Raw genomic sequence first — 22,827 nt, forward strand, 5'->3', positions numbered from 1 at the left:
GGAAAATATATGACCAGACAAAGGGTGGACCTTACAAAGATAAAGACGATACCGCTTAACGCCAGGAAATGCAAGGTGTCCACAAAGGAATTTGCAAAAATTGGCCGTAAGGGCGCATCTTTTAAAGATTTTTATGATTCCATGCCCGATGTGCTTGCGAGCCGGAATCTTCACGCGCTCGTCGACAGGATAGTCGGCGCATACCGGAAAAAGAAGATGATTATACTCATGATGGGCGCGCACGTCATAAAGTGCGGCCTTTCGCCGCTTGTTATCGACCTGATGAAGCGCGGCGTGATAAAAGCCGTCGCTCTCAACGGTGCCGGCATGATTCACGATACTGAAATAGCGATGATAGGCAGGACGAGCGAAGACGTCGGCGAGGGTATACTCGACGGTTCTTTCGGCATGGCGAAAGAGACGGCCGGTTTTATTAATGGCGCGATAAACGACGGTTTCCAGGAAGGCATCGGCATAGGTGAAGCCCTGGGAGAGCATGTAACAAAAGCGCGTCTGCCATATCGTAATTTCAGCATACTCGCTACGGGCTACCAACTGAATATCCCCGTTACCGTGCACGTGGCCATCGGCACAGACATCGTGCATCAGCATCCGTCCGCGAACGGCGAGGCAATCGGCGAGGGATCGCTTCTCGATTTCCGGAACTTCATCTACAGTGTCGGCTCACTCGAGGGCGGAGTCGCGATCAATTTTGGCTCCGCGGTAATATTGCCCGAAGTTTTTTTGAAGGCGCTTACCGTAGCGCGCAATCTTGACTATAAGCCGAACATATTTACTGCGGCTAATTTCGATATGATAAATCAGTACAGGCCCCACCAGAATATACTCTCGAGGCCGACCTCGATGGGCGGCAAAGGTTACAATATTATCGGTCATCATGAAATAATGTTCCCGTTCCTGTACCATTCTATAATAGGAAAGATATAAAAATGCAGAAGATGGGTTTTGGCGGAATAAAGAACACGATAAAGAATTTTAAGAACGCCAGGGTGCTCGTAGTCGGCGATCTCATATTGGACGAATTTTTATGGGGGGACGTTTCCAGGATATCGCCGGAAGCGCCCGTTCCGGTCGTCTGGGTAAAGAAGGAGAGCTTCATGCCCGGCGGCGCGTCGAATGTCGCCAACAACTTAAGTTCGCTGGGCGCGGAAGTGTACCTGGCGGGTGTCGTCGGGGACGACGAACGCGGTTCGATACTCAGGGGGGAACTTGAGCAAAAAGGCGTAAATACGGCAGGCATCATCACAGATAGTTCGCGTCCTACGATACTAAAGACGCGCGTTGTCGCTCAGCATCAGCAGGTTGTAAGGATCGACAAAGAAAGAATCGACCCGCTGGGCGCCAATATCGTAGCGTCGCTGATTCGCTATATCGAAGGTGTGATAAAGGATATCGACGCGATAATAATCGAAGACTACGGCAAGGGCGTCATAACGCCGGCATTATTGAGCCGGATAGTGCCGTTGGCGAAAAAACATAAAAAGATAATTTCCGTAGATCCGAAAGAAGAGCATTTCAAATATTATAGGGGCATAAGTGTCATTACCCCGAACAACCATGAAGCTTCAAAAGCCGTAGGATTTAAGATAAAAGATGAGGCGACTCTTGTTAAGGCGGGGCACGCTCTTTTAACGAAGATCGGATGCAGGATAGCGCTTATAACGCTTGGGGAGCACGGTATGGCCGTATTCCAAAAGGCCAAACCGATGAAACATATACCGACGGTGGCCCAGGAGGTATTCGACGTATCCGGAGCCGGCGATACCGTTATAGCAAGCTACACGCTTTCCCTTGCCGCGGGGGCGGACCCGATAATGGCGGCGCACATAGCGAATTGCGCGGGCGGGATCGTTGTGGGCAAGGTCGGTATTGCCGTGGTAACGCCGGACGAACTTTTAGCGAGAATAAAAATAGAATTGAATAAAAAATAAAGGAGTAGCGATAGTGAAAGTAATAGGAGTGATACCGGCCCGCTGGGGCGCGACGAGATTCGAAGGTAAAGTGCTTGCCAACCTTCTGGGTAAACCCGTAATACAACATGTCTGGGAGAACGCCAGGCGCGCCAAGACGCTCGACGAACTGATAGTCGCTTGCGACGACGAACGCATAATGAAGGTAGTGGAGGGCTTTGGAGGCAAAGCGGTATACACATCCCCCGATCAGCCGTCCGGCACCGACCGCTTGGCCGAGGTCGTCAATCCGATGGATGTCGACATCGCCGTCAATATACAGGGCGACGAGCCGCTCATAAAGCCGATAATCATCGATAGTCTCGTCATCGCGCTCCAGGACGAGAAGGTGGCCCAGATGGCTACGGTCATAAAGAAGATAGAGGATACCGCTGAGCTTACCAACTCAAACGTGGTCAAGGTAGTGATAGATAAGAACGGTTACGCCATATATTTTTCGCGTTACGCTATTCCATATAACAGGACAGGCGAGGTCGATGAGGCGAAGCGGCCCGTCTACTACAAACATATCGGGCTATACGCGTTTACCAAGGATTTTCTTTTCACGTTCCGGAATCTGCCGAATTCCTCGCTCGAAAATGCCGAAAAACTCGAGCAATTGAGAGTTATTGAGAATGGTTACAAGATAAAAGTAGTAGAAACGAAGCTGGACACTATAGGCATAGACCGTTCCGAAGACCTGAAGAGAGCCGAGCAGGCTCTTCTCAAAGACCGGGAGACAGAGAAGACGAATGAAAGAAGTTAGCGTCGGTAATATCAGAATAGGCGGGCATAATCCATTTGTCTTGATAGCCGGGCCTTGCGTTATTGAGTCGGAGGCCGGAGCTATGCGTCATGCCAGGGCTCTTCGTTCCCTGACAGGGCGGATGGGCATACCGTTTATATATAAATCGAGTTACGATAAGGCAAACAGAACTTCCGCAGATTCATTTCGCGGCCCGGGTTTCAAAAAAGGGCTCGCGATACTCAGGAAAGTCAAAGATGAGCTGGGAGTGGCCGTACTCGCGGACGTGCATTGCAAGTCTGAAGTGAAAGAGGCCGCGAAGGTGCTTGACATAATACAGATACCGGCGTTTCTTTCGCGCCAGACGGATCTTTTAAAGATGGCCGCGGAGACCGGCAAGGTAGTAAATATAAAGAAGGGGCAATTTCTTGCGCCCTGGGACATGAAGAACGTTATTAAAAAAATAGAGTCCGCCGGCAATAAGAATATCCTTCTTACCGAGCGCGGCGTAAGTTTCGGTTACAATAATCTGGTTAGCGATTTCCGCTCGATATTGATAATGAAAGGTTTCGGCTATCCTGTTATTTACGACGCGACGCATTCGGTACAGATGCCCGGCGGCCTGGGCGACAAGTCCGGCGGAGAGAGGGCGTACGTGCCATATCTTTCGTCGGCGGCGATAGCGTGCGGGGCGGATGGTATATTCATGGAGGTTCACGAAGATCCGGACAATGCGCCAAGCGACGGGCCGAATATGGTAAGGCTCGACGAGCTTGAAGATATTTTAATGAAATTGAAAAGAATAGCGAAAGCGGTTAAATAGGCGGGATATGTCGAAAAATATAGCTAAAGACGTTTTAAAAATAGAACGCGACGCCCTGACGGTTTTGATCGGCAGGATAGGCCCGGATTTTGACAGGATAATAAACGCGATATGCAAAACCAGGGGGCGGATAATAGTTACCGGTATGGGCAAACCCGGTTTTATCGCCCAGAAGATATCCGCCACCATGTCTTCTACGGGTACGCCGTCTTTGTATCTTCATCCGGCGGAGGCGCTACATGGCGACCTCGGGCGCGTTACTAAAGAAGACATGATAATCGCGCTTTCCAATAGCGGAGAGACCGAAGAAATAGTGAAGCTTTTACCGATCATAAAAAAGATCGGCGCGAAGCTGATAGCGGTAACCGGCAATGTCCGCTCTACCCTCGGCAGGTTTGCCGACCACTCGATAGATGTTTCCGTGAAGAGAGAGGCGTGCTCTCTGGGTCTGGCGCCGACGACATCCACGACCGCGATGCTGGCGATGGGTGATGCCATAGCGGTAGCGCTTTTGGAGAAGAAGGGTTTTAAGGAAAAGGACTTCGCGCTATTCCATCCGGGCGGGATACTCGGTAAGCGGCTCATATTGACCGTGTCGGATATCATGAGAAAAGCCAACGCCAATCCTGTCGTCGGAGAAAATACGCCGGTCAAGCGGGTGCTCGTCGCAATAACAAATGCGCGCGCCGGGTCCGCAAGCGTAGTCGACGCTAAGGGCAAGCTTGTCGGGATATTCACGGACGGGGATTTGAGGCGGCATGTGGAGCGTGACGAACGGCTCATCGACAGAAAAGTTAAAGATGTGATGACGAAAAATCCCACAACCATAACCAAAGACAGGCTGGCCGCGGAAGCATTTGATATCTTGCGGTCGAAAAGGATAGATGAGCTTCCGGTCGTTGATGAGTTTAATCGGCCCATAGGCCTGCTCGACGTCCAGGATCTTTTAAAGGCCGGGCTCGTATGATACCAAACGATATTTTAAAAAAGGCCGCACGCGTTAAAGTTCTGGTAGTCGATATCGACGGTGTCATGACGGACGGCCGTATCGTGTACAGCGGTTACGGCGAGGAGCTTAAATTTTTTGACGTGCAGGACGGTTTTGGCATAACGCTTTTGCGCAGAGCGGGTATCGGGACGGTGATAATCACCGCGAAGAAGTCGAAGATCGTCAAGCACCGTGCGCGTGATCTTAAAGTCGCCAGGGCGTACCAGGGTTTTATCGATAAACTCATCCCGTTTAATCAGATGCTGAAACAGCTCGCGGTCTCTCCTGAGGAGGTATGTTTTATCGGTGACGACCTTATCGACATTCCTGTCTTGAAACGTGTCGGGTTTGCCGTCGCGGTTCCAAACGCGATGGAAGAAGTCAAAGTCGTCGCGCATCATGTTACCTCGAAGGTCGGCGGCCGCGGAGCAGTCCGCGAGATCTGCGATCTCATCCTCAAGTCCCAGGACAAGTGGGACCTTGCCACATCCAAATATTTTTTATGAAGTTTAAATTACGCAGATACTTTTTGTACTACATCGGCCGGGCGATCGCGTTTATTTTTACCGTCATCCCGCTTAAGGCCGGACTATCCATTGCGTCGGGGCTGGGCGCGTTCGCATTTTATATCCTCCCGCGATACAGGCGCCTGACGATAGATAACCTGAGATACGCGTTCGGCAGTGAAAAATCCGAAGCGGAGCTTGAGGCGATAGCCAGGCGCGTATTCCAGAACCTGGGCAAGAACTCCCTCGAGCTGGTAAACCTTCCGAAGTTTAACAAGAAGCGGATGGATAAGTTCGTCGGGTTCAGGAACCGCGAGCGGCTCGATAAGGCATACGAAAAAGGCAAAGGCGTAATAGTCCTGACGGCGCATTTCGGAAGCTGGGAGTTGATGGCCGCGGCGCTACGTGAAAATAATTATCCCGGCGTTACGATAGGCCGGCGGATATATTTCAAAAAATACGATGATTTTTTGAACCAACTGCGCCGTTCGCGCGACGTCGAGGTCATATATCGCGATGAATCGCCGCGCAAGATGCTCAAGACTTTAAAGAAGAACTGGATCGTGGGGATCGTCGCGGATCAGGACGTGGATTCCGTGGAAGGCGTTTTCGTCAACTTCTTCGGCCGTCCAGCATATACGCCCGCAGGCCCTGTCGCGCTGGCGAGAGCAAGCGGCGCCGTTTTATTGCCCGTATTCATAATCCGCGAAGGCAATGGCCATACAATAGCGATCGATGAACCGGTCGAATTACGCGATACGGGCGACAGGGAAGCGGACCTAATTTATAATACCCAGAAATGGTCCGATGTGGTAGAATCTTACATACGGAAATATCCTGACCAGTGGGTGTGGATGCATCGCAGATGGAAGACCAGGAAGGCATAAAGTTCATGAAGAAGATATTGGCGCTGATAGCTATAATAATGATGTGTGCCGTGTCGGCGTGCGCGCGTAAAGAGTCTCTCGCGCAGGCGGCGGAGACGTCGACGCCGGTGGTTTCCGGCACTAAAGAGACTGCCGCTCCTTCTCAGGAAGGCGACCAGATAAAGCACAAGGTAATGGCGTTCGATCTCGAAGGTTTAGGCGACGACGGTTCCAAGAAATGGGATGTTAAAGGCCAGTCCGCGGAAGCCGTCACCGAAAACCAGGTAAAACTCAATAATATAACCGCTTCGAGTTACGGTAAAGATGCCCAGGCGACCATAACCGCTGACACCGGGATGTATGACAAAGCGAAAAACAACGTCCGGCTTGAGCAGAATGTTAAGGCCGTAATCGAAAATAACGGTAACGGCGCGGAAAGCTTTATAGACTTACAGCCGCAAAACAAAACAAACTCGTCCTCGACGCCGCCTGCTCATGGATCCGATAAGCTAAAGAAAGCGAAGACGACGATCACATGTGACGCAGAGGTGGAGTTCAGTTACGAAAAAAATGAGGGATATTTTAATAAGAACGTCCATGTAGTGAATGACGATGGCACGATAGATGCGGACAGAATTACCATATACCTGGATCCTGCCACGAAGACGGTAAAGACCATAGTTGCCGAGGGAAATGTGAAGATCATGCGCGGTGAAAATATTACTTACAGTGACAGGGCGACATATATGGCTCTGGAGAAGAAGATAGTGCTCTCGGGCCAGCCCAAGCTTGTCATATATCAAGAAGGCGACGATCAGATGGACTTTCTCGGCGCGTCCAAAAAGTGAGGTAAATAAAAGTGCATCTTCTGGAAACGACAGGACTTGTAAAGAGCTACGGGGCCAGGCGCGTTGTTAATTCCGTGGATATAAACGTGAAGCGCGGTGAGATAGTCGGCCTGCTCGGACCTAACGGCGCCGGCAAGACTACCACGTTTTACATGATTACCGGTATAGTTAAGCCCGATACAGGCACGATAGTGTTCGATAAGCGCGACATCACCGATATGCCGCTTCATGCCAGGGCCCGTTGCGGCATAGGGTACCTTTCGCAGGAGCCATCCATATTTCGCAAACTCACCGTGGAGGAGAATATCATGGCGGTGCTTGAGACGCTGGGCTTCTGTCCGCGTGAACGTAAACGAAGATGCGACGAGCTTTTAAATGAGCTCAAGATAGCTCATCTAAGGCGTCACAAAGCGTACACCCTGTCGGGCGGCGAAAAAAGGCGCGTCGAGATAACGCGCGCGCTCGTTACGAATCCAATGTTCATTTTACTCGACGAACCTTTCAGCGGTATCGATCCGATAGCGGTTGCCGAATGCCAGGAGATAATAAAAGATTTACGAAATAAAGGTTTGGGCGTGCTCCTGACCGACCATAACGTTAGGGAGACTTTGACGATAACAGACCGATCGTACATTATGGCCGACGGCAAGATATTGATATCAGGGCCGAAGGAAGACCTTATATCCAGCCCCAAAGCGCGCGAGATATATCTGGGTGAAAAATTCACGATGTAATTTTTTTTGCATTTGTGATATAATCCCTCTTTTGAAACTTTAATTAAATCAATAAGGAGAAGAAGTGAAAGCAAAGATAAAGTCCATTGAAGAATGCGCGTCATTACTCGAAATAGATGTGTCTAAAGAAGATATCGCGAAGGCATTCGATGAGGTCTATGCCGAGATAACGAAGTATGCCGTCATCCCCGGATTCAGGGCAGGAAAGGCGCCGAAAGAGCTCGTCAAACAGCATTATGCCAAGAGCGCGCGCGAAGAGGTTTTAAAACACCTGATCCCGGATGCATACCGTGATGCCGTAATAGAACATAAGCTGTCTCCTATAGGCATGCCGGATATAAGCGACGTCAATTTCGAAGGCGAAACTTCGCTTTCGTTTAAAGCCCGCGTCGATACCAGGCCGAATTTTAAATTAAAAAATTATAAAGGCATAAAAGTCGATAAGAAAAAGGTGAGCGTATCCGACGAAGATATAGACAGGATGATCTCCAATTTAAGAGATGTCAACGCAACGTATGTTAATGTCGAAGACAGGCCCTCCGCCATGGGTGATTATATAGTGAGCGATCTCGATTGCTCCGTGGACGGGAAGAGCGTTCACAAGACCAGGGAGAACCTGTGGTTATTCCTCGACAAGGACGCGCTGGTTCCCGGCCTTACCGAGAAGATGACTGGGATGAAAAAAGGCGAGGAACGCGACATTGAGGCGCCGTTCCCGGAGAAGTATCCGGATAAGAATGTTGCGGGGAAGATGGCGAAGTATCATGTAAAAGCCAAAGAGATAAAGAAACGCCAACTGCCGGAATTGAACGACGAATTCGCGAAGATATTCGGCAAGGCGAATATGGCCGAGCTGAAAGCGGAGATATCGAAGGAGCTGGCCGCGCGCGCGGCGGCGGATGCCGAGATCGACGTCGAGAACCAGATGCTGAATAAGCTGATCGATGCCAACGCATTCGCGGTGCCATCGAGTTTTGCCGCCCGTCAGCTCGACTTCATGGTCGAGGACGCGAAACATCATCTTATGTCCAAGGGTTTTAAGAAAGAGGATCTCGATAAAAAGAACGATGAACTTAAGGGCAAGTTCAAGGACGAGTCGGTACGGAAAGTACGGCTTCTGTTCATTCTCGACGACATAGCGAATCAGGAGAAGATCGCGGTTTCCGACGAAGATCTCAATGACGCGTATAAGGCTATATCCGCGCAATCCGGCAAGAGTGAAAACGAGATCCGCGCGCATTATGAAAAAGAGGATATCGTTGACAATTTGAAAGATAAGATACGAGAAGGGAAAGTCGTTCAGTTCTTGATCAAGAACGCCGAGATAGCGGAAAAGTAAAAAGCCACAAGGAGGGCGTGATGAGCGTATTGGTTCCCATGGTAATAGAAACGAGCGGAAGGTCCGAGAGGGCATATGATATATATTCGCGTCTTTTGAAGGACAGGATCATATTCATTGGAACGCCGATCGACGACGTTGTCTCTAATCTCATTATAGCTCAGCTTTTATTTCTTCAGATGGAAGACCCGGGCAAAGATATTGAGGTATATATCAATACGCCCGGAGGATCGGTCACGAGCGGGCTGGCGATATACGACACGATGCAGTTCGTTAAGCCGGACGTCAATACCTACTGCGTCGGGCAGGCGAGCAGTATGGGCGCTGTGCTTCTGGCCGCAGGCAGGCCGGGTAAGCGTTACGCGCTTCCGCACGCGCGTATAATGATCCACCAACCGTGGGGCGGTTTTCAAGGGCAGGCCACTGATATAAGCATACAGGCGCAGGAGATACTGCGGTTGCGTTCCAAGATCGAGGAGATCCTCGCAAAGCATACGAAACAACCGCTTGAGAAGATAAAGAAGGATACAGAAAGGGACTATTTTATGTCGGCGGAGGAAGCCAAGACGTACGGGATAGTCGATGAGGTTATTGCGAACGTAACGCGGAAGAAATAAGATAGGAGATTAAAGTGAAGAAACATTATTTGATGACCCCGGGCCCGACCCCGGTGCCGCAGGAAATAAGAGATGAGATGGCCAGGCCGATGATACATCATCGTACGAAGGAGTACCAGGCCATATTTAAGGATGCTACCGAGGGCCTGAAGAAGATATTCAAAACTTCGGGAGACCTCTTTACTTTTACCTCGAGCGGTACCGGCGCCATGGAGGCGTCCATCGTCAATGTGATGTCGCCGGGCGATAAGATAATCGTAGTGCGCGGAGGCAAATTCGGCGAAAGATTTGCTGACATTGCGAAGGCGTATGGCGTGGAAGTCGTCATAATAGATGTCGAGTGGGGCGATGCGCCTAAGCCGGAAGTCATCAGGGAAGCTCTTAAGAGTAACCCGGAGGTAAAGGGCGTATATACGACTCTTTGTGAAACGTCCACTGCCACCGTCTATGACATAAAGGCGATAGGAGAGGTTGTACGAAAAACGAACGCGCTTTTCATCGTCGACTGTATAAGCGGACTTGGCGCGGACAGGTTCGAGAACGACGCGTGGGGAGTTGACATAGCCATCTGTGGTTCGCAGAAGGGGCTCATGATACCTCCGGGGCTCGCGTTCTGTTCTGTAAGCGAGAAGGCATGGAAGTCGGTCGAAGAATCGAAATTGCCGAAGTTTTATTTTAATTTTAAAAAATACAAGAAAGCATATCTCAACACGGATACGCCGTTTACCTCTGCCATAACGCTCGTCATAGGCCTCAAGAAGGCTGTCGAGACGATCAATAAAATAGGCGTGGATAATGTGATAGCCGAACATGAGAACATGGCCAAGGCATTTCGCGAGGCATGTAAGGCTATGGGACTGACGATATTCTCCAGGCATCCCTCGTCGGCAGTTACGGGTGTGAATGCGCCCGCGGGCATAAATGCCGATGATATAATCAAATTACTTAAGACGGAATATGGCGTTACATTTGCCGGAGGCCAGGACGCTCTCAAGGGTAAGATCTTCAGGGGCGCTCACATGGGCGGTATAGATAAGGAACATACCGTAGAATCGATAAAGGCGCTGGAGTCTGCGCTTACAAAGCTGGGATATAAATTCAAAGCTGGTAGCGGGATAGACGCCGCGGCCGGGATATTAGGAAGGTAGGTCAAAGATGTCATTTAGAGTTCTGATAAGCGACTCTCTTTCGAAAGAGGCGGTCGAGATACTTCAAAAAGAAAAAGAGTTCAAGGTCGATGTCAATACGAAGATGACGCCGGAGGAGCTTAAAGCGGCGATAAAGGATTACGACGCTCTTCTTGTGCGTAGCGCGACGAAAGTAACCAAGGATGTGATCGAGGCCGCTTCAAAACTCAAGATAATCGGCAGGGCCGGAGTTGGATTGGATAACGTTGATGTAGAGGCCGCTTCGAAAAAAGGCATTATAGTCGTAAATACGCCCGCCGGTAACACTATATCGACCGCCGAGCACGCATTCTCCATGATGATGGCGTTGTCGCGGAATATCCCGCAGGCGGATATGTCGGTGAAGAAGGGTGAGTGGGAGAGAAAGAAATTTATGGGCGTGGAGCTTTACGGCAAAACGCTCGGTATAGTGGGTTTAGGCAGGATAGGCACCGAGGTAGCCAGGCGCGCTCTTGTTTTTGGGATGAAGGTCATGGCGTACGACCCGTTCCTGTCCGTGGAAAAGGCCAAAGAACTCGGCATAGAACTTGTCGATATCATGACGATATACAAGAATGCCGATTACATAACGGTGCATACTCCTCTTACGGATGAGACGCGGCATATGATCTCGGATAAAGAATTTGCGGTGATGAAGAAGAGCATTCGTCTTATCAATTGCGCCAGGGGCGGAATAATTGACGAAGAGGCGCTCGTGAGAGCCATCGAGGCCGGTAAAGTGGCGGGTGCCGCGTTCGACGTGTTCGAGGAAGAGCCGCCGAAGAACTCGAAGCTCGCGAAGCTCGACAAGGTAGTGCTGACGCCGCATCTGGGCGCATCTACAGAAGAGGCGCAGATGAATGTCGCCATCGATGTTGCCAACACTGTACGCGACGCGCTTTTAGGCCGCGGGGTGAAGAATGCGGTCAATGTTCCGTGCGTCGATCCCGAAGTTTATAAAGTCCTCGAGCCGTACCTGAAACTCGCCGAGAATATCGGCTGTATGCAGACACAGCTTGTCGACGGGCACATAAAGAAAGTAAAGATCAGGTATGTGGGCGATCTTCTGAAATATGATCTGACCCCGTTTACCGCGACCATTATGAAGGGCTTGCTAAAGCCCATAATGCAGGATACCGTCAATTTCGTCAATTCGCTCGTCATGGCCAAGGAGCGCGGGATAACCATCGTTGAGTCGAAGACCGACCGGATACAGGATTTCGCCAGCTTGATATGGGTGGAGGTCGAGACGGACAGGATGACGAGCTCCATATGCGGCACGCTTTTTACTAAGGTTGATCCGAGGATAGTGAAGGTAAATGATTTTTACGTCGATTTCGTACCCGAGGGAACTCTCCTGATGGTATTTAATAAGGACGTGCCCGGGATAATAGGCCACATAGGCACTATATTCGGGAAGAATAAGATAAACGTCGCGAGCGTGTCGTTCGGCAGGGAAGCGAAAGGCGGCCGCGCGGTAAGCGTGTGGAATGTCGATAGTGAAGTGTCGAAGAAGGTGCTCGACGAGATAAAGAGTTCAGGGGATGTTTACGAGCTGAAACTTGTTAAATTGTAGGTAAATAAAAGGCGAGGTCTACAACATGGCGAAGCAGAATAAGATATACATAGTTGATGTTACTAATAGGGATGGCGTTCAGACCTCTCGGCTGGGTCTTGCCAAACTCCAGAAGACGATGATCAACCTTTACCTTAATGATATGGGTGTGACGCAGTCGGAGTTCGGTTTTCCTGTTACGCGCCATGAGACGAATTATTTAAACGCCAATCTTGAGCTCGCTAAATTAGGGGTGCTCAAGCCTATCGTGCTGAGCGGTTGGATCAGGGCCATAAAAAGCGATGTCGAGAAGGCGTGCAAAATGACGAAAGTGGAAAACTTAAATCTTTCGATATCGACGTCCGAGCAGATGATAAACGGCAAATTTCAGGGCAAGTTTACAAAGGAAGATGTTATAAAAGAGATGGTCGAAGCGGTGCGTACAGCGAAAAAATTTGGCATAAAATACGTAGGCGTGAACGCGGAAGACGCGTCAAGAACTCATATCGATTATCTCATAAAATTCTCGCGAGCCGCCAAGAAGGCAGGCGCCGAAAGGATAAGATATTGTGACACGCTCGGTTACGACGATCCTTTTACGATATATGAGAGAGTTAAAGTATTAGCGTCCGAAATAAAATTACCCATAGAACTTCATTGCCACAACGATCTCGGCATGGTTGTGGCGTGCTCGGTCGCGGGCGCAAAGGCGGCGATAGACGCAGGCGTAGATGCCTATATCAATACCACTGTTAATGGCATGGGTGAGCGCGCCGGTAACGCGGATCTTGTCAGCGTTATTCTGGCGGTAAAATATTCGAGCGGTTTTCAGGGTAAGAAATATATTCTTGATGAGAGGGTTAAGCTATCTTCCGCCTGGAAGCTGGCCAAATACGCCTCGTACGCGTTCGATGTGCCGATACCTATAAATCAACCGGGCGTGGGCGCCAATGCGTTCGCGCATGAGTCCGGCATACATGCCGACGGCGCGCTTAAAGACAGGCGTAACTACGAACTCTACGACTTTGAAGAGCTCGGCCGCGGCGAGCCCGAAATAATAGATACCGGCAGACAGATAACTGCGGGAGAATACAGTGGTATTAAAGGTTTTAGGAATGTTTACGACAAGCTAGAAGTGAAGTTCAAGGACGAGAAAGAAGCGACGAAGATATTGGAGCTTGTAAGGTATGCCAATGTCCATACTCAACAGCCGCTTACCGAAGACGAGCTTTTATTTATCGCGCGGCATCCGGAAATAGCGCGTAAAATATTTACAATGACGCCGTAATATATGGGGTGGGGCATGAAGGATCTTAAGGTGCTGGCGCTTGGTTTTGTTGTGAGTTGCTTTATGAGCGCTCCAATAAGCGCGTTCGGTGCAGACACCGCGAAGCAAGAAACAGCAACTGCGTCCGTTACCGCTGAGCCGGTTACCGGGAAGATCGTTGCCGCCGGTGTTGCCTCCGGCTCCGGGAAGACCGCCGCTGGGGCCACTACCGGTATCGCGGCTACTTCCGACGCTACCGCCCCCGTGACGGCCGAAGCGCCGCAGAAAGAGCTGACGAAAGCGGAGAAACTCGATCGGGTCAATGAGAGCTTGAATAATTTTGCGGAGATAATGAATTTTATTCCAGACTTGAAAAAGGAAGTGGATTCTAACGGTAAGGCATCTTATACATTTCAGGGCAAGAAGCTGGAGAATCTCGACGATGAGACGCTGGGGAAATTGTTCGGCAGGGTAAGGAACGAGGCCTCGCGCATAAGGACGGAGAGAGTTAATAAGCAGTTGAATTTTATACGCAAAATGGAACAATTTAACAGGCAGAGAAGGGCGATCGCTACGACGTCGGCCAAAACCAACTACAATATTCCAAAGGCTACCGCCACAATATCGACTCCAAAAATACCAAAGATACCGAAGATCCCAAAGACTACGTCTTATAAATAATAAGGAAAAACTATGGCGAATATGGTTATACTGGGAGCCCAATGGGGCGATGAGGGTAAGGGGAAAGTCATCGATATCTTTACGCGCAAAGTAGATTATGTCGTCCGGTATCAGGGCGGGAATAACGCGGGCCATACCGTAGTTATCGGTGATGAGGAGTTCATACTGCATCTTATCCCTTCCGGTATACTTCATAAGCGAAAGATGTGCGTCATAGGCAATGGCGTAGTTATCGACCCAAAAGCGCTTTTAGACGAGATAAATATGCTGAAAAACCGCGGCATCGACGTAGATGGCCGTCTCTTTATAAGCGATAACGCCCATGTTATATTTCCATATCATAGATTGCTCGATGAACTCAAAGAAGGGAAACGCAAAAAAATAGGCACCACCAAGAGAGGGATAGGGCCCTGCTATTCGGACAAAGTGGCGCGCTCCGGTATACGCGTCGCGGACTTGATAGACGATGCCGTGCTGAGAGAAAAACTGCAGAGCAATCTCGACGAGAAGAACGATATTTTAGGCAAGATATACGGCGCGAAGGGGTTTTCGTTCGATGAATTGTATGAAGAATATTCCGGCTACGCGAAAGAAATAAAGAAATACGTTGTTGATACGGCAGTGGCTTTGAACGACGCTATAAAGAAAAAGAAACGTATACTATTTGAAGGCGCGCAGGGTACGCTCCTCGATGTGGATCACGGGACGTATCCGTTCGTTACTTCTTCCAATTCCACCGCGGGCGGAGCTTCAACCGGCACAGGCGTAGGCCCCACGAAGATCGGCAAGGTTATAGGTGTTGTGAAGGCTTATACGACGAGGGTCGGCGAAGGGCCTTTTCCCACAGAGTTTACAAAAGATCTCATGGAACAGATACGGAAGAAGGGCAAGGAGTTTGGCGCAACGACCGGCCGGCCCAGGCGCTGTGGATGGTTCGACAACGTTATCGTGAAACATTCAGTTATGGTTAACGGAATAGATGAGATAGTGGTTACAAAACTCGACGTTCTCGACGACCTCGACTCCATAAAAATATGTACGGCGTACAAATTTGGCGGCAAGATATATAATCATTTTCCTTCAAACCCGAGGGTTCTGGCCGCCTGCGAGCCTATTTATGAAGAGCTTCCGGGTTGGCGGAGCGATACTACCAGGGTGACGTCTTACGCGAAACTTCCAGTCAACGCGCGCAATTACCTTAAGAGGATACAGCATATCCTTAATACGAAAATTGTGCTCATATCCGTAGGGTGCGACAGGAAACAGACGTTTTCCAAGGGCGCGTAACGGTTTTGCCTTGACTTTAAAAGTGTGCGGTGCTAACATTTTAAACATTAGTGGTTTCGAACATTAAACAGGAGGAGCAAGATGAGGAAGGTCGCTGTACTGGCTTTAGCGTTAATTTTCACAGTTTCATTGACGGGTTGCGCGCTCAATTTCTACAAAGGTAAACCGGAGCAGGAACGCAAGATAAAACAGTTGACCAGTCAGCTTGAGGATCTTGAGCAGGCTAAGCGTACCCTCGAGGAGCGGCTCGCCAAAGAGATAGCGGACAATCAGATACTTTTAGAGCAGACTCAGAGGGGCCTTATCATAACCATGGCGAACGACATCCTCTTCGATTCCGGCAAGGCGAAGCTGAAGAAGAATGCTTATCCCGCCCTCGATAAGGTCGCGGTAGTTTTGAACGAAACGGTCCCGGATAGAGATATAGGCGTGGAAGGTCATACCGATTCCGCTCCGATAAAGCGTTCCGGATGGAAATCAAACTGGGAGTTGTCCTCGGCGCGCGCTACCAACGTGCTCCATTATCTTATAGGCAAAGATGTCAGTCCCCGCCGTCTCTCGGCGATAGGATACGGTGAATTCAGGCCGGTTGACGCGAATGATACTAAAGAAGGCCGATCGAGGAACCGCCGCGTCGAGATAATTATCCTTCCCAAAGAGATGAGCAAGAAGTCATACGAAGAGATACAGGGCAAGATATCGGAAGAAGCTAAGGCGGCTGAAGAGTCAAAGGCCCCCGAAGCGCAGGAGTCGGTAAAATAGGACAGGTAAGCGGTTGTCATTAAATATGGATCATAAACCAGCAATGGGGGATTTTTACATCCCCCATTGCTGTTACTGAGCAATATACGTAAAATATATGAGCCCCGAAAAGATACCTCAGCACGTTGCGATCATAATGGACGGTAACGGCAGATGGGCAAGAGCGCATCATCTACCGAGGATAGCCGGCCATCGCGCCGGCGCGTCAAGCGTCCGTCAGGTGATAGAGGCCGCCAGGGAATGCGGAGTAAAGGTGCTGACGCTGTATACTTTTTCGACGGAGAACTGGAAGAGGCCGAAGGACGAGGTCGATAAGCTTTTCGGGCTTCTCGAAGAATATCTCGACAAGGAAGAAAAATCTTTAAATAAAAATAACATACGATTTTCGACCATAGGTGATATCGACGCTATGCCGGAATCCGTCCGCGCAAAGATCCGGAAAGTGACGGCATCCACCGCCGGGAATACGGGCCTTGTGCTGAACCTGGCTTTGAATTACGGCGCCCGGCACGAGATATTGAACGCCTGCCGCGGTATTGCCAAAGCGGCAGTGGCCGGGAGGCTCGATCCGGAAGCGATAGACGAGGCCGGTTTCGCCGATTATTTATATACCAAAGATCTGCCGGACCCGGATCTTATGATACGTACTTCGGGCGAATGCCGCCTATCCAATTTTCTGCTTTGGCAGATCGCCTATTCAGAGCTTTACATAACTAAAAAGTTCTGGCCTGATTTCAAAAAGCCGGATTTTAAAAAAGCATTAAAGGAATACGAAAGGAGGGAGAGGAGATTTGGCGGATAATTTAAGCGTTACAAAGAGGATGATTACGAGCATCATAATAGTGACGCTTGTAACTCTCGTCATATTCTTTTTCCCGAATTGGGTCTTCGCGCTTCTTGCTTCTGTAATGATAGGCCTGGCGCTTATCGAGTTCTTCGCTCTCGTCGAGCGTAAGAATATATTTGTGTATAAATATCTCGGCGTGATAATAGGTATGTGCGTGCCTATCATGCTCTATTTTCAGATGGGGGGAGAAGGGTATTTTACACTCGAACCGTTCTTCATAGTCATAGCGTGCCTGTTTATATTCGTACTGCAGTTTACAAGGCGGGACAGCTCTCAGGCGCTTGTGAGTATTGCCGTAACGCTCTTCGGGCTTCTTTACATCGCATGGTTCTTCTCTTATTTTCTTAAGCTGAAATTCCTGCATAACGGCGCGTATCTGGTGGCATTCTTAGTCCTCGTAACGAAGATGGGCGACGTGGGGGCATATCTTGTCGGCAACGCGGCCGGCAAGCACGCGCTTATCCCGCGGATAAGCCCGCACAAGACGATCGAGGGGACGATAGGCGGGCTTTTATTCAGCGTCATGAGCGCTGTGGCAAGCAGGAGCTATCTTCCCGATTTTTCCTACGCGCATCTTGTGGTGCTGGGTATTTTGCTCGGGATACTGGCTCAGGTAGGGGATCTGGCCGAGTCGCTTTTAAAGAGAGATTCGGGTGTTAAGGATTCCGGCGCGGTCTTTTCCGGATTCGGCGGGATGTTGGATCTCATAGATAGCCTATTATTCACAGCCCCCATATTTTATTTTTATGTCGCGGTATTAATGAAAAAATGAGAAAAAAAATCGCAATCCTCGGGTCGACCGGATCGATAGGAACGAGCGCGCTCGATGTCGTAGCGCGCTCCGGCGGAGCGTTTGAGGTTGTCGCGCTATCCGCAGGTTCCAATGTAAAGCTTCTCGCGGCCCAGGCGCGCGCCTTCAGGCCACGGGTCGTTTCGATAGCCGATGAGCGTCTCGCGCGGCAGTTAAAAGCGCTCCTGCCGGGCGCGACTAAGATATTATGCGGCGCCGATGCCCCGAGCGAAATATTGTCGCGAGGCGGGATCGATATTGTGCTTATGGCGATCTCCGGCACCGAATGCATCATGCCGCTCGTCGAGAGCGTAAAGAAGAAGCGCCGCGTAGCTCTCGCGAACAAAGAGGCTCTTATAAGCGCGGGTCAGATCGTGATGGAGCTTGCCGCGAAGTCCGGCGCCGAGATCATACCGGTTGATAGCGAGCATAGCGCGATATTCCAGTGCGTTGACGGCAGGCGCGAATACCTTTCTAAGATATACCTTACAGGTAGCGGCGGGCCGCTTTTAAACGTCCCGGCCCGAAGGTTCGATTCTCTCCGACGAGGAGATGTCCTGAACCATCCCAGGTGGAAGATGGGCAGAAAAATAACCGTTGATTCCGCTACCATGATGAATAAGGGGCTCGAGGTTATCGAGGCCCAGTATCTTTTCGGCGTCGATGCCGCCCGGATAGAGGTACTCATCCACCCCGAAGCGGTTATACACTCGATGGTGGAGTTCGCCGACGGCGCTATATTGGCGCAACTCGGTGCGCCGGACATGCGTCTGCCGATCCAATATGCGCTTACGTATCCGCGCCGCGCCGACGGCTTAGCCAAACACGTGGATTTTGCTAAAATAGGGCGTCTTACGTTCAAACAGCCGGATTACAAAAAGTTTCCATGTCTTGAACTCGCGGCCCGGGCGGCTGCGTTCGGCGGAACCGCTCCGGCGGCCCTGTGCGCGGCAGACGAAGAAACTGTCGCCTCCTATCTCGACGGCCGGATAAAGTTTTCGGATATACCAAAAGTGATATCGCGGGTCCTTTCCGCGCATAAAAATATAAACGATACAAAGCCGTCTCTTGGCGACATATTAGAAGCCGTGGGGCGTTCAAAAGAGGAAGCGAGGGTAATCTGTTGTCAGTAATAATTTTTTTAGTGGTTCTTGGGATCCTTGTTATAGTTCATGAGTTCGGCCATTTTTTCGCGGCGAAATCGCTCGGCGTGCGTGTCGAGAAATTCTCGATAGGTTTCGGCCCGAAGGTGGCGTCTATAAAAAGAGACGATACCGAATATCTCATTTCAGCGATTCCTCTCGGCGGATATGTCAAGATGGGCGGCGACGAGCCGGGGGAGAAGATAACAGGCCAAAAGTGGGAATTTCTTTCGAGGCCCATATTCGACAGGTTTCGGATAATACTTGCGGGTCCGCTATTGAATTATGTATTCGCTTTTATACTGCTATCCGTCGTATTTATGGTCGGCACGCCCGTAACGACTACCGAAGTGGGTATAGTTATGGACGGGTATCCGGCTAAAAGCGCAGGCCTTCTCTCGGGCGATAAGATAGTGGCCGTAGACGGCAAAGCCATAAGTTACGGGGATGCGCTTGTCGCGGTTATCAATAAGCACACCAAAGGCCCGATCTCGTTGACCGTAGAGCGACGGGGTAAGGTATTTGTTCAGGAAATTACGCCCGTCGTGGAAAAGCATAGAGTCGGTTTAGGCGGCAAAGAGGTGGAGATCGCGCGCATCGGGATACAGCCGGCCCAGAAGATAGTTAAGGGCGGGTATGGATTTTTCGGTTCCATGTATATGGGCGCGCAGTCGCTCTGGCAGATAACGGCGCTGACGTACAAGGCGCTATGGGGTATGTTGATAGGAAAGCTGTCCGTTAAGGAGATGAGCGGGCCCGTCGGTATATTTGTTATTACCGCCCAGGCCGCGAAGATGGGCGGTATATATCTTCTAAATCTCATGGCTATATTAAGCGCGTCATTGGCTATATTCAATCTTCTACCGCTCCCGATCTTAGACGGCGGGCATTTGCTGTTCCTGGCGATCGAAAAGGCGCGCGGGAAGCCGTTATCGATGAAGGCGCAGGAGATGATCGCGAATGTCGGGGTGGCGCTACTGATACTCTTCACCATATTTGTTTTTTACAACGACATTATTAAATTTGGGATCGCGGATAAGATAGCGAAACTATTCGGAAAATGATAAAGCGTAAGAAGACCAGGCAGGTTATTGTCGGAGGCGTTAAGATAGGCGGCGGCGCGCCGGTGTCGATACAATCGATGGCCAAGGTCGCCACTTCCGACGTGCGTCGCGTGGTATCTCAGATAAAAGAGCTCGAGCGCGCCGGCTGTGAGATCATAAGGATTGCCGTAAAGGATATGGACGACGCCCGCGCGGTAAGAAAGATAAAAGAGAAGATACATATACCGCTCGTCTGCGACATCCATTTCAACTACCGCCTGGCGCTCGAGGCGATAAAAAACGGTGCGGATAAAATACGTTTGAATCCCGGGAATATAAGAAAGCGCGGTGAGATAGCTCAGGTCGTAATGGCCGCGAAGGGGGCGGGGATACCGATCAGGATAGGGGTAAACTCCGGTTCGGTGGTTAAAGGGCGCGGGACAGTGACGAGTTCCCTCGTAAAATCCGCGCTCGACTACGTGAAATTATTTGAGCAAATGGACTTTCGTGATATAATCATATCACTGAAGGCCTCGGATGTGGCCACGACCGTAGCCGCTTACAGGGAAATATCGCAGAGATGCGATTACCCTCTGCATTTGGGGGTTACCGCTTCCGGTTCGCATGATCAGGGTATCGTAAAGTCTGCGATAGGCATAGGCGCGCTTCTTCTCGACGGCATAGGCGATACAATACGGGTTTCATTGACGGCCGATCCGGTCGAAGAAGTTTTAGCCGCCAAACGCATATTAAGTTCCGTAGGTATGCGGCGCGACGGCGCGGAAGTTATAGCGTGCCCGACGTGCGGACGGTGCCAGGTGGACTTAGGCGCGATAGTCGGACAACTTGAGAAGAAGGTTCTGGAGCAAGCCGCAGGATACGGAAATATCAGGATAGCCGTGATGGGCTGTGAAGTGAATGGGCCCGGCGAGGCACGCGAGGCGGATATAGGCATCGCGTTCGGCAAAGACTCGGGAATGTTATTTAAAAAAGGTAAGATGATTAAAAAAGTAAAAGCAAAAGACGCGATTAAAGAATTATTGAGACAAATATGAAATGGACCGAAGCGTTAATCCCGACACTTAAAGAAGATCCGCAGGACGCGGAAGTTATAAGCCATAAGCTTATGATACGCGGAGGGTTTATCCGCAAACTCAGCGCCGGCGCGTATTCGTATCTTCCGCTTGGCGTGAAGACTCTCCATAAGATCGAGGCGATAATAAGAGAAGAGCTGGATAGTGTTGGTTGTCAGGAGGTGCTCCTGCCGGCCATCCATCCGCCTGAAATATGGAAGAAGACCGGCCGTTACGATGTGCTGGGGCCGGTGCTTATAAAATTCAAAGACCGCCACGGCAAGGAGTGCGTTCTCGGGCCGACCCACGAGGAGATAATAACAGACCTTGTAGCCAATAATCTCAAATCATATAAAGAACTTCCGTTCACACTCTATCAGATACAGACGAAGTTTCGCGATGAGCCCAGGCCGCGCTTCGGCATTATGCGCACCTCCGAGTTTATAATGAAGGACGCCTATAGCTTTGATTGCGATAGCGATGGGCTCGAGAAGAGTTACAGGAAGATGTACGATGCCTACTGCCGGATATTCGAGCGTTGCGGATTGCCGTATGTGGCGGTAGAGGCCGACCCCGGCATAATGGGCGGCAACGATTCGAATGAATTCATGGTGCCGACCCCGGCGGGTGAGGACAGGATCGTCGTTTGCACTAAATGCAAATACTCCGCGAGCACAGAAGTTGCCAAGTGCGAAGGGGGTCCGGCGTTCGGTAAGGCCCAGGCGGCTAAAGAGAAGAAACTGCCGATAGCCGAAGTGGAGACGCCGGGGATAACGACGATCGAGGGGGTTTCCGAACTTTTAAAGACAGAGCCGACGCGGTTGGTCAAGACGCTGATATATAAATGCGACGACAAAATAGTTGCGGTTCTTTTGCGCGGTGATTTCGAGGCCAACGAAGCGAAGATAAAAAATTACCTGAAATGCGTCTCGCTTGAACTCGCCGATGCCAAAACGATAGAAGATGTAACGCTCGCGCCCGTCGGGTTTTCCGGCCCGGTGAAATTGCGCCTCGCGCGCATAATTGCCGATAACAGCGTCAAGGGCATGGTTAATTCTATTACCGGCGCCAATAAGAAGGACGCGCATCTTATAAACGTAAACATAGACCGTGATTTTGAGACGAAAGAGTTTGCAGATTTACGGATGATAACGGCTGTAGACGGATGTCCGGCGTGCGGCAAGCCGATAGAGATAAAGCAGGCTATAGAGATAGGCCACACGTTCAAGCTCGGCACTAAATATTCGGAAGCGCTCCAGGCGAAGTTCCTCGATAAGGACGGTAAAGAGAATATCGCCATAATGGGCTGTTACGGCATAGGTGTGAACAGGATAATGGCCAGTCTTATTGAAACCTCGAACGATAAGGACGGGATAATATGGCCGGAGTCCATCGCTCCGTACAAAATTATAATTCTCGCGCTGAATATGGAAGATAAAAAGGTGAAAGAGCTGGCGGATGAATCCTATAAGGCGCTTATAAAATCAGGATTTGATGTTTTATACGATGATAGGAATGAATCCGCTGGAGTAAAATTCAAAGACGCTGATCTCATAGGCATACCGATAAAGGTAATAATCGGATCGAAAAACGCCAAAAATAATATAGTTGAAGTCAAATCCCGCAAGACTGGCAAGATAGATCAGATCCCGCAGAAGGATCTCGTAGCTTTCCTCAAAACCTCTGAATCAACCGCGTAGGTAACCTACGCGGTTGATTGCGCGGTCGAACCTCCGGGTTAAATTAAGGTATAAAAAAGTTATATTTTCCGCTTTGAT

Annotated in this window: 23 protein-coding genes; all 23 read left to right on the forward strand. The window is 50.2% G+C overall.

The features are described from left to right. Positions 1-9 precede the first annotated feature (9 nt). A complete protein-coding gene (locus tag PHS46_02720) occupies positions 10-948 on the forward strand; it encodes a hypothetical protein (GenBank protein ID MDD3905426.1) in 939 nt (312 codons plus the stop codon). Positions 949-950: 2 nt separating this feature from the next. After that, positions 951-1,952, forward strand: a complete 1,002-nt coding sequence (gene rfaE1 / locus PHS46_02725) for a D-glycero-beta-D-manno-heptose-7-phosphate kinase (GenBank protein ID MDD3905427.1) — start codon at positions 951-953, stop codon at positions 1,950-1,952. A gap of 13 nt (positions 1,953-1,965) precedes the next feature. Further along, positions 1,966-2,736, forward strand: coding sequence for a 3-deoxy-manno-octulosonate cytidylyltransferase (kdsB, locus tag PHS46_02730; protein ID MDD3905428.1), 771 nt, complete (start codon positions 1,966-1,968; stop codon positions 2,734-2,736). Beyond that, entirely contained in the window at positions 2,723-3,538 is an 816-nt protein-coding gene (gene kdsA / locus PHS46_02735; protein MDD3905429.1) for a 3-deoxy-8-phosphooctulonate synthase, read from the forward strand. The genes kdsB and kdsA overlap by 14 nt, the downstream gene beginning before the upstream one ends. 7 nt (positions 3,539-3,545) lie before the next feature. Then, positions 3,546-4,505 (forward strand): KpsF/GutQ family sugar-phosphate isomerase, encoded by a 960-nt coding sequence (locus PHS46_02740; protein MDD3905430.1) that lies wholly within the window; start codon positions 3,546-3,548, stop codon positions 4,503-4,505. After that, positions 4,502-5,032 carry an HAD-IIIA family hydrolase gene (locus tag PHS46_02745; protein MDD3905431.1) on the forward strand — a complete coding sequence of 177 codons (531 nt, stop codon included), beginning with the start codon at positions 4,502-4,504 and terminating at the stop codon, positions 5,030-5,032. Before PHS46_02740 ends, PHS46_02745 begins: the two co-directional genes overlap by 4 nt. After that, positions 5,029-5,919, forward strand: coding sequence for a lysophospholipid acyltransferase family protein (locus tag PHS46_02750; GenBank protein ID MDD3905432.1), 891 nt, complete (start codon positions 5,029-5,031; stop codon positions 5,917-5,919). Before PHS46_02745 ends, PHS46_02750 begins: the two co-directional genes overlap by 4 nt. Beyond that, positions 5,898-6,746 (forward strand): LptA/OstA family protein, encoded by an 849-nt coding sequence (locus PHS46_02755; GenBank protein ID MDD3905433.1) that lies wholly within the window; start codon positions 5,898-5,900, stop codon positions 6,744-6,746. The genes PHS46_02750 and PHS46_02755 overlap by 22 nt, the downstream gene beginning before the upstream one ends. Positions 6,747-6,757: 11 nt before the next feature. After that, complete coding sequence (gene lptB / locus PHS46_02760; protein ID MDD3905434.1) at positions 6,758-7,480, forward strand: LPS export ABC transporter ATP-binding protein; 723 nt, start codon at positions 6,758-6,760, stop codon at positions 7,478-7,480. A 64-nt stretch (positions 7,481-7,544) separates the two neighbouring features. Then, positions 7,545-8,819 carry a trigger factor gene (tig, locus tag PHS46_02765; protein MDD3905435.1) on the forward strand — a complete coding sequence of 425 codons (1,275 nt, stop codon included), beginning with the start codon at positions 7,545-7,547 and terminating at the stop codon, positions 8,817-8,819. Between the two features lie 20 nt (positions 8,820-8,839). Further along, positions 8,840-9,436, forward strand: a complete 597-nt coding sequence (gene clpP / locus PHS46_02770; protein ID MDD3905436.1) for an ATP-dependent Clp endopeptidase proteolytic subunit ClpP — start codon at positions 8,840-8,842, stop codon at positions 9,434-9,436. Positions 9,437-9,450: 14 nt separating this feature from the next. After that, complete coding sequence (locus tag PHS46_02775; GenBank protein ID MDD3905437.1) at positions 9,451-10,584, forward strand: alanine--glyoxylate aminotransferase family protein; 1,134 nt, start codon at positions 9,451-9,453, stop codon at positions 10,582-10,584. A 7-nt stretch (positions 10,585-10,591) separates the two neighbouring features. Continuing rightward, entirely contained in the window at positions 10,592-12,178 is a 1,587-nt protein-coding gene (gene serA / locus PHS46_02780; protein MDD3905438.1) for a phosphoglycerate dehydrogenase, read from the forward strand. A gap of 25 nt (positions 12,179-12,203) precedes the next feature. Continuing rightward, entirely contained in the window at positions 12,204-13,445 is a 1,242-nt protein-coding gene (locus PHS46_02785; protein ID MDD3905439.1) for a homocitrate synthase, read from the forward strand. Between the two features lie 15 nt (positions 13,446-13,460). After that, a complete protein-coding gene (locus tag PHS46_02790; protein ID MDD3905440.1) occupies positions 13,461-14,105 on the forward strand; it encodes a hypothetical protein in 645 nt (214 codons plus the stop codon). A gap of 12 nt (positions 14,106-14,117) precedes the next feature. Beyond that, positions 14,118-15,392: an adenylosuccinate synthase gene (locus PHS46_02795; GenBank protein ID MDD3905441.1), complete on the forward strand. Its 1,275-nt coding sequence runs from the start codon at positions 14,118-14,120 to the stop codon at positions 15,390-15,392. A gap of 81 nt (positions 15,393-15,473) precedes the next feature. After that, complete coding sequence (locus tag PHS46_02800) at positions 15,474-16,154, forward strand: OmpA family protein (GenBank protein ID MDD3905442.1); 681 nt, start codon at positions 15,474-15,476, stop codon at positions 16,152-16,154. A gap of 97 nt (positions 16,155-16,251) precedes the next feature. Beyond that, positions 16,252-16,956, forward strand: a complete 705-nt coding sequence (locus tag PHS46_02805) for an isoprenyl transferase (protein ID MDD3905443.1) — start codon at positions 16,252-16,254, stop codon at positions 16,954-16,956. Continuing rightward, positions 16,946-17,773, forward strand: a complete 828-nt coding sequence (locus tag PHS46_02810) for a phosphatidate cytidylyltransferase (GenBank protein ID MDD3905444.1) — start codon at positions 16,946-16,948, stop codon at positions 17,771-17,773. The genes PHS46_02805 and PHS46_02810 overlap by 11 nt, the downstream gene beginning before the upstream one ends. Next, entirely contained in the window at positions 17,770-18,924 is a 1,155-nt protein-coding gene (locus PHS46_02815; GenBank protein ID MDD3905445.1) for a 1-deoxy-D-xylulose-5-phosphate reductoisomerase, read from the forward strand. Before PHS46_02810 ends, PHS46_02815 begins: the two co-directional genes overlap by 4 nt. Next, positions 18,915-19,997, forward strand: coding sequence for an RIP metalloprotease RseP (gene rseP / locus PHS46_02820; protein MDD3905446.1), 1,083 nt, complete (start codon positions 18,915-18,917; stop codon positions 19,995-19,997). The genes PHS46_02815 and rseP overlap by 10 nt, the downstream gene beginning before the upstream one ends. Continuing rightward, positions 19,997-21,031 (forward strand): flavodoxin-dependent (E)-4-hydroxy-3-methylbut-2-enyl-diphosphate synthase, encoded by a 1,035-nt coding sequence (gene ispG, locus PHS46_02825; protein ID MDD3905447.1) that lies wholly within the window; start codon positions 19,997-19,999, stop codon positions 21,029-21,031. The genes rseP and ispG overlap by 1 nt, the downstream gene beginning before the upstream one ends. After that, entirely contained in the window at positions 21,028-22,749 is a 1,722-nt protein-coding gene (locus PHS46_02830; protein ID MDD3905448.1) for a proline--tRNA ligase, read from the forward strand. The genes ispG and PHS46_02830 overlap by 4 nt, the downstream gene beginning before the upstream one ends. The last annotated feature ends 78 nt before the right edge of the window (positions 22,750-22,827 follow it).

The sequence above is a fragment of the Candidatus Omnitrophota bacterium genome, assembly GCA_028699255.1.
In the GTDB taxonomy this organism is placed as follows: domain Bacteria; phylum Omnitrophota; class Gorgyraeia; order 2-01-FULL-45-10; family 2-01-FULL-45-10; genus FEN-1322.

What these genes read in the sequence shown, in the direction of transcription:
- PHS46_02720 (MDD3905426.1), top strand. Translation starts at nt 10, where the DNA reads ATGACCAGACAAAGGGTGGACCTTACAAAGATAAAGACGATACCGCTT.
- rfaE1 (MDD3905427.1), top strand. Translation starts at nt 951, where the DNA reads ATGCAGAAGATGGGTTTTGGCGGAATAAAGAACACGATAAAGAATTTT.
- kdsA (MDD3905429.1), top strand. Translation starts at nt 2,723, where the DNA reads ATGAAAGAAGTTAGCGTCGGTAATATCAGAATAGGCGGGCATAATCCA.
- PHS46_02740 (MDD3905430.1), top strand. Translation starts at nt 3,546, where the DNA reads ATGTCGAAAAATATAGCTAAAGACGTTTTAAAAATAGAACGCGACGCC.
- PHS46_02745 (MDD3905431.1), top strand. Translation starts at nt 4,502, where the DNA reads ATGATACCAAACGATATTTTAAAAAAGGCCGCACGCGTTAAAGTTCTG.
- PHS46_02750 (MDD3905432.1), top strand. Translation starts at nt 5,029, where the DNA reads ATGAAGTTTAAATTACGCAGATACTTTTTGTACTACATCGGCCGGGCG.
- PHS46_02755 (MDD3905433.1), top strand. Translation starts at nt 5,898, where the DNA reads ATGGAAGACCAGGAAGGCATAAAGTTCATGAAGAAGATATTGGCGCTG.
- clpP (MDD3905436.1), top strand. Translation starts at nt 8,840, where the DNA reads ATGAGCGTATTGGTTCCCATGGTAATAGAAACGAGCGGAAGGTCCGAG.
- serA (MDD3905438.1), top strand. Translation starts at nt 10,592, where the DNA reads ATGTCATTTAGAGTTCTGATAAGCGACTCTCTTTCGAAAGAGGCGGTC.
- PHS46_02785 (MDD3905439.1), top strand. Translation starts at nt 12,204, where the DNA reads ATGGCGAAGCAGAATAAGATATACATAGTTGATGTTACTAATAGGGAT.
- PHS46_02790 (MDD3905440.1), top strand. Translation starts at nt 13,461, where the DNA reads ATGAAGGATCTTAAGGTGCTGGCGCTTGGTTTTGTTGTGAGTTGCTTT.
- PHS46_02795 (MDD3905441.1), top strand. Translation starts at nt 14,118, where the DNA reads ATGGCGAATATGGTTATACTGGGAGCCCAATGGGGCGATGAGGGTAAG.
- PHS46_02800 (MDD3905442.1), top strand. Translation starts at nt 15,474, where the DNA reads ATGAGGAAGGTCGCTGTACTGGCTTTAGCGTTAATTTTCACAGTTTCA.
- PHS46_02805 (MDD3905443.1), top strand. Translation starts at nt 16,252, where the DNA reads ATGAGCCCCGAAAAGATACCTCAGCACGTTGCGATCATAATGGACGGT.
- PHS46_02815 (MDD3905445.1), top strand. Translation starts at nt 17,770, where the DNA reads ATGAGAAAAAAAATCGCAATCCTCGGGTCGACCGGATCGATAGGAACG.
- PHS46_02830 (MDD3905448.1), top strand. Translation starts at nt 21,028, where the DNA reads ATGAAATGGACCGAAGCGTTAATCCCGACACTTAAAGAAGATCCGCAG.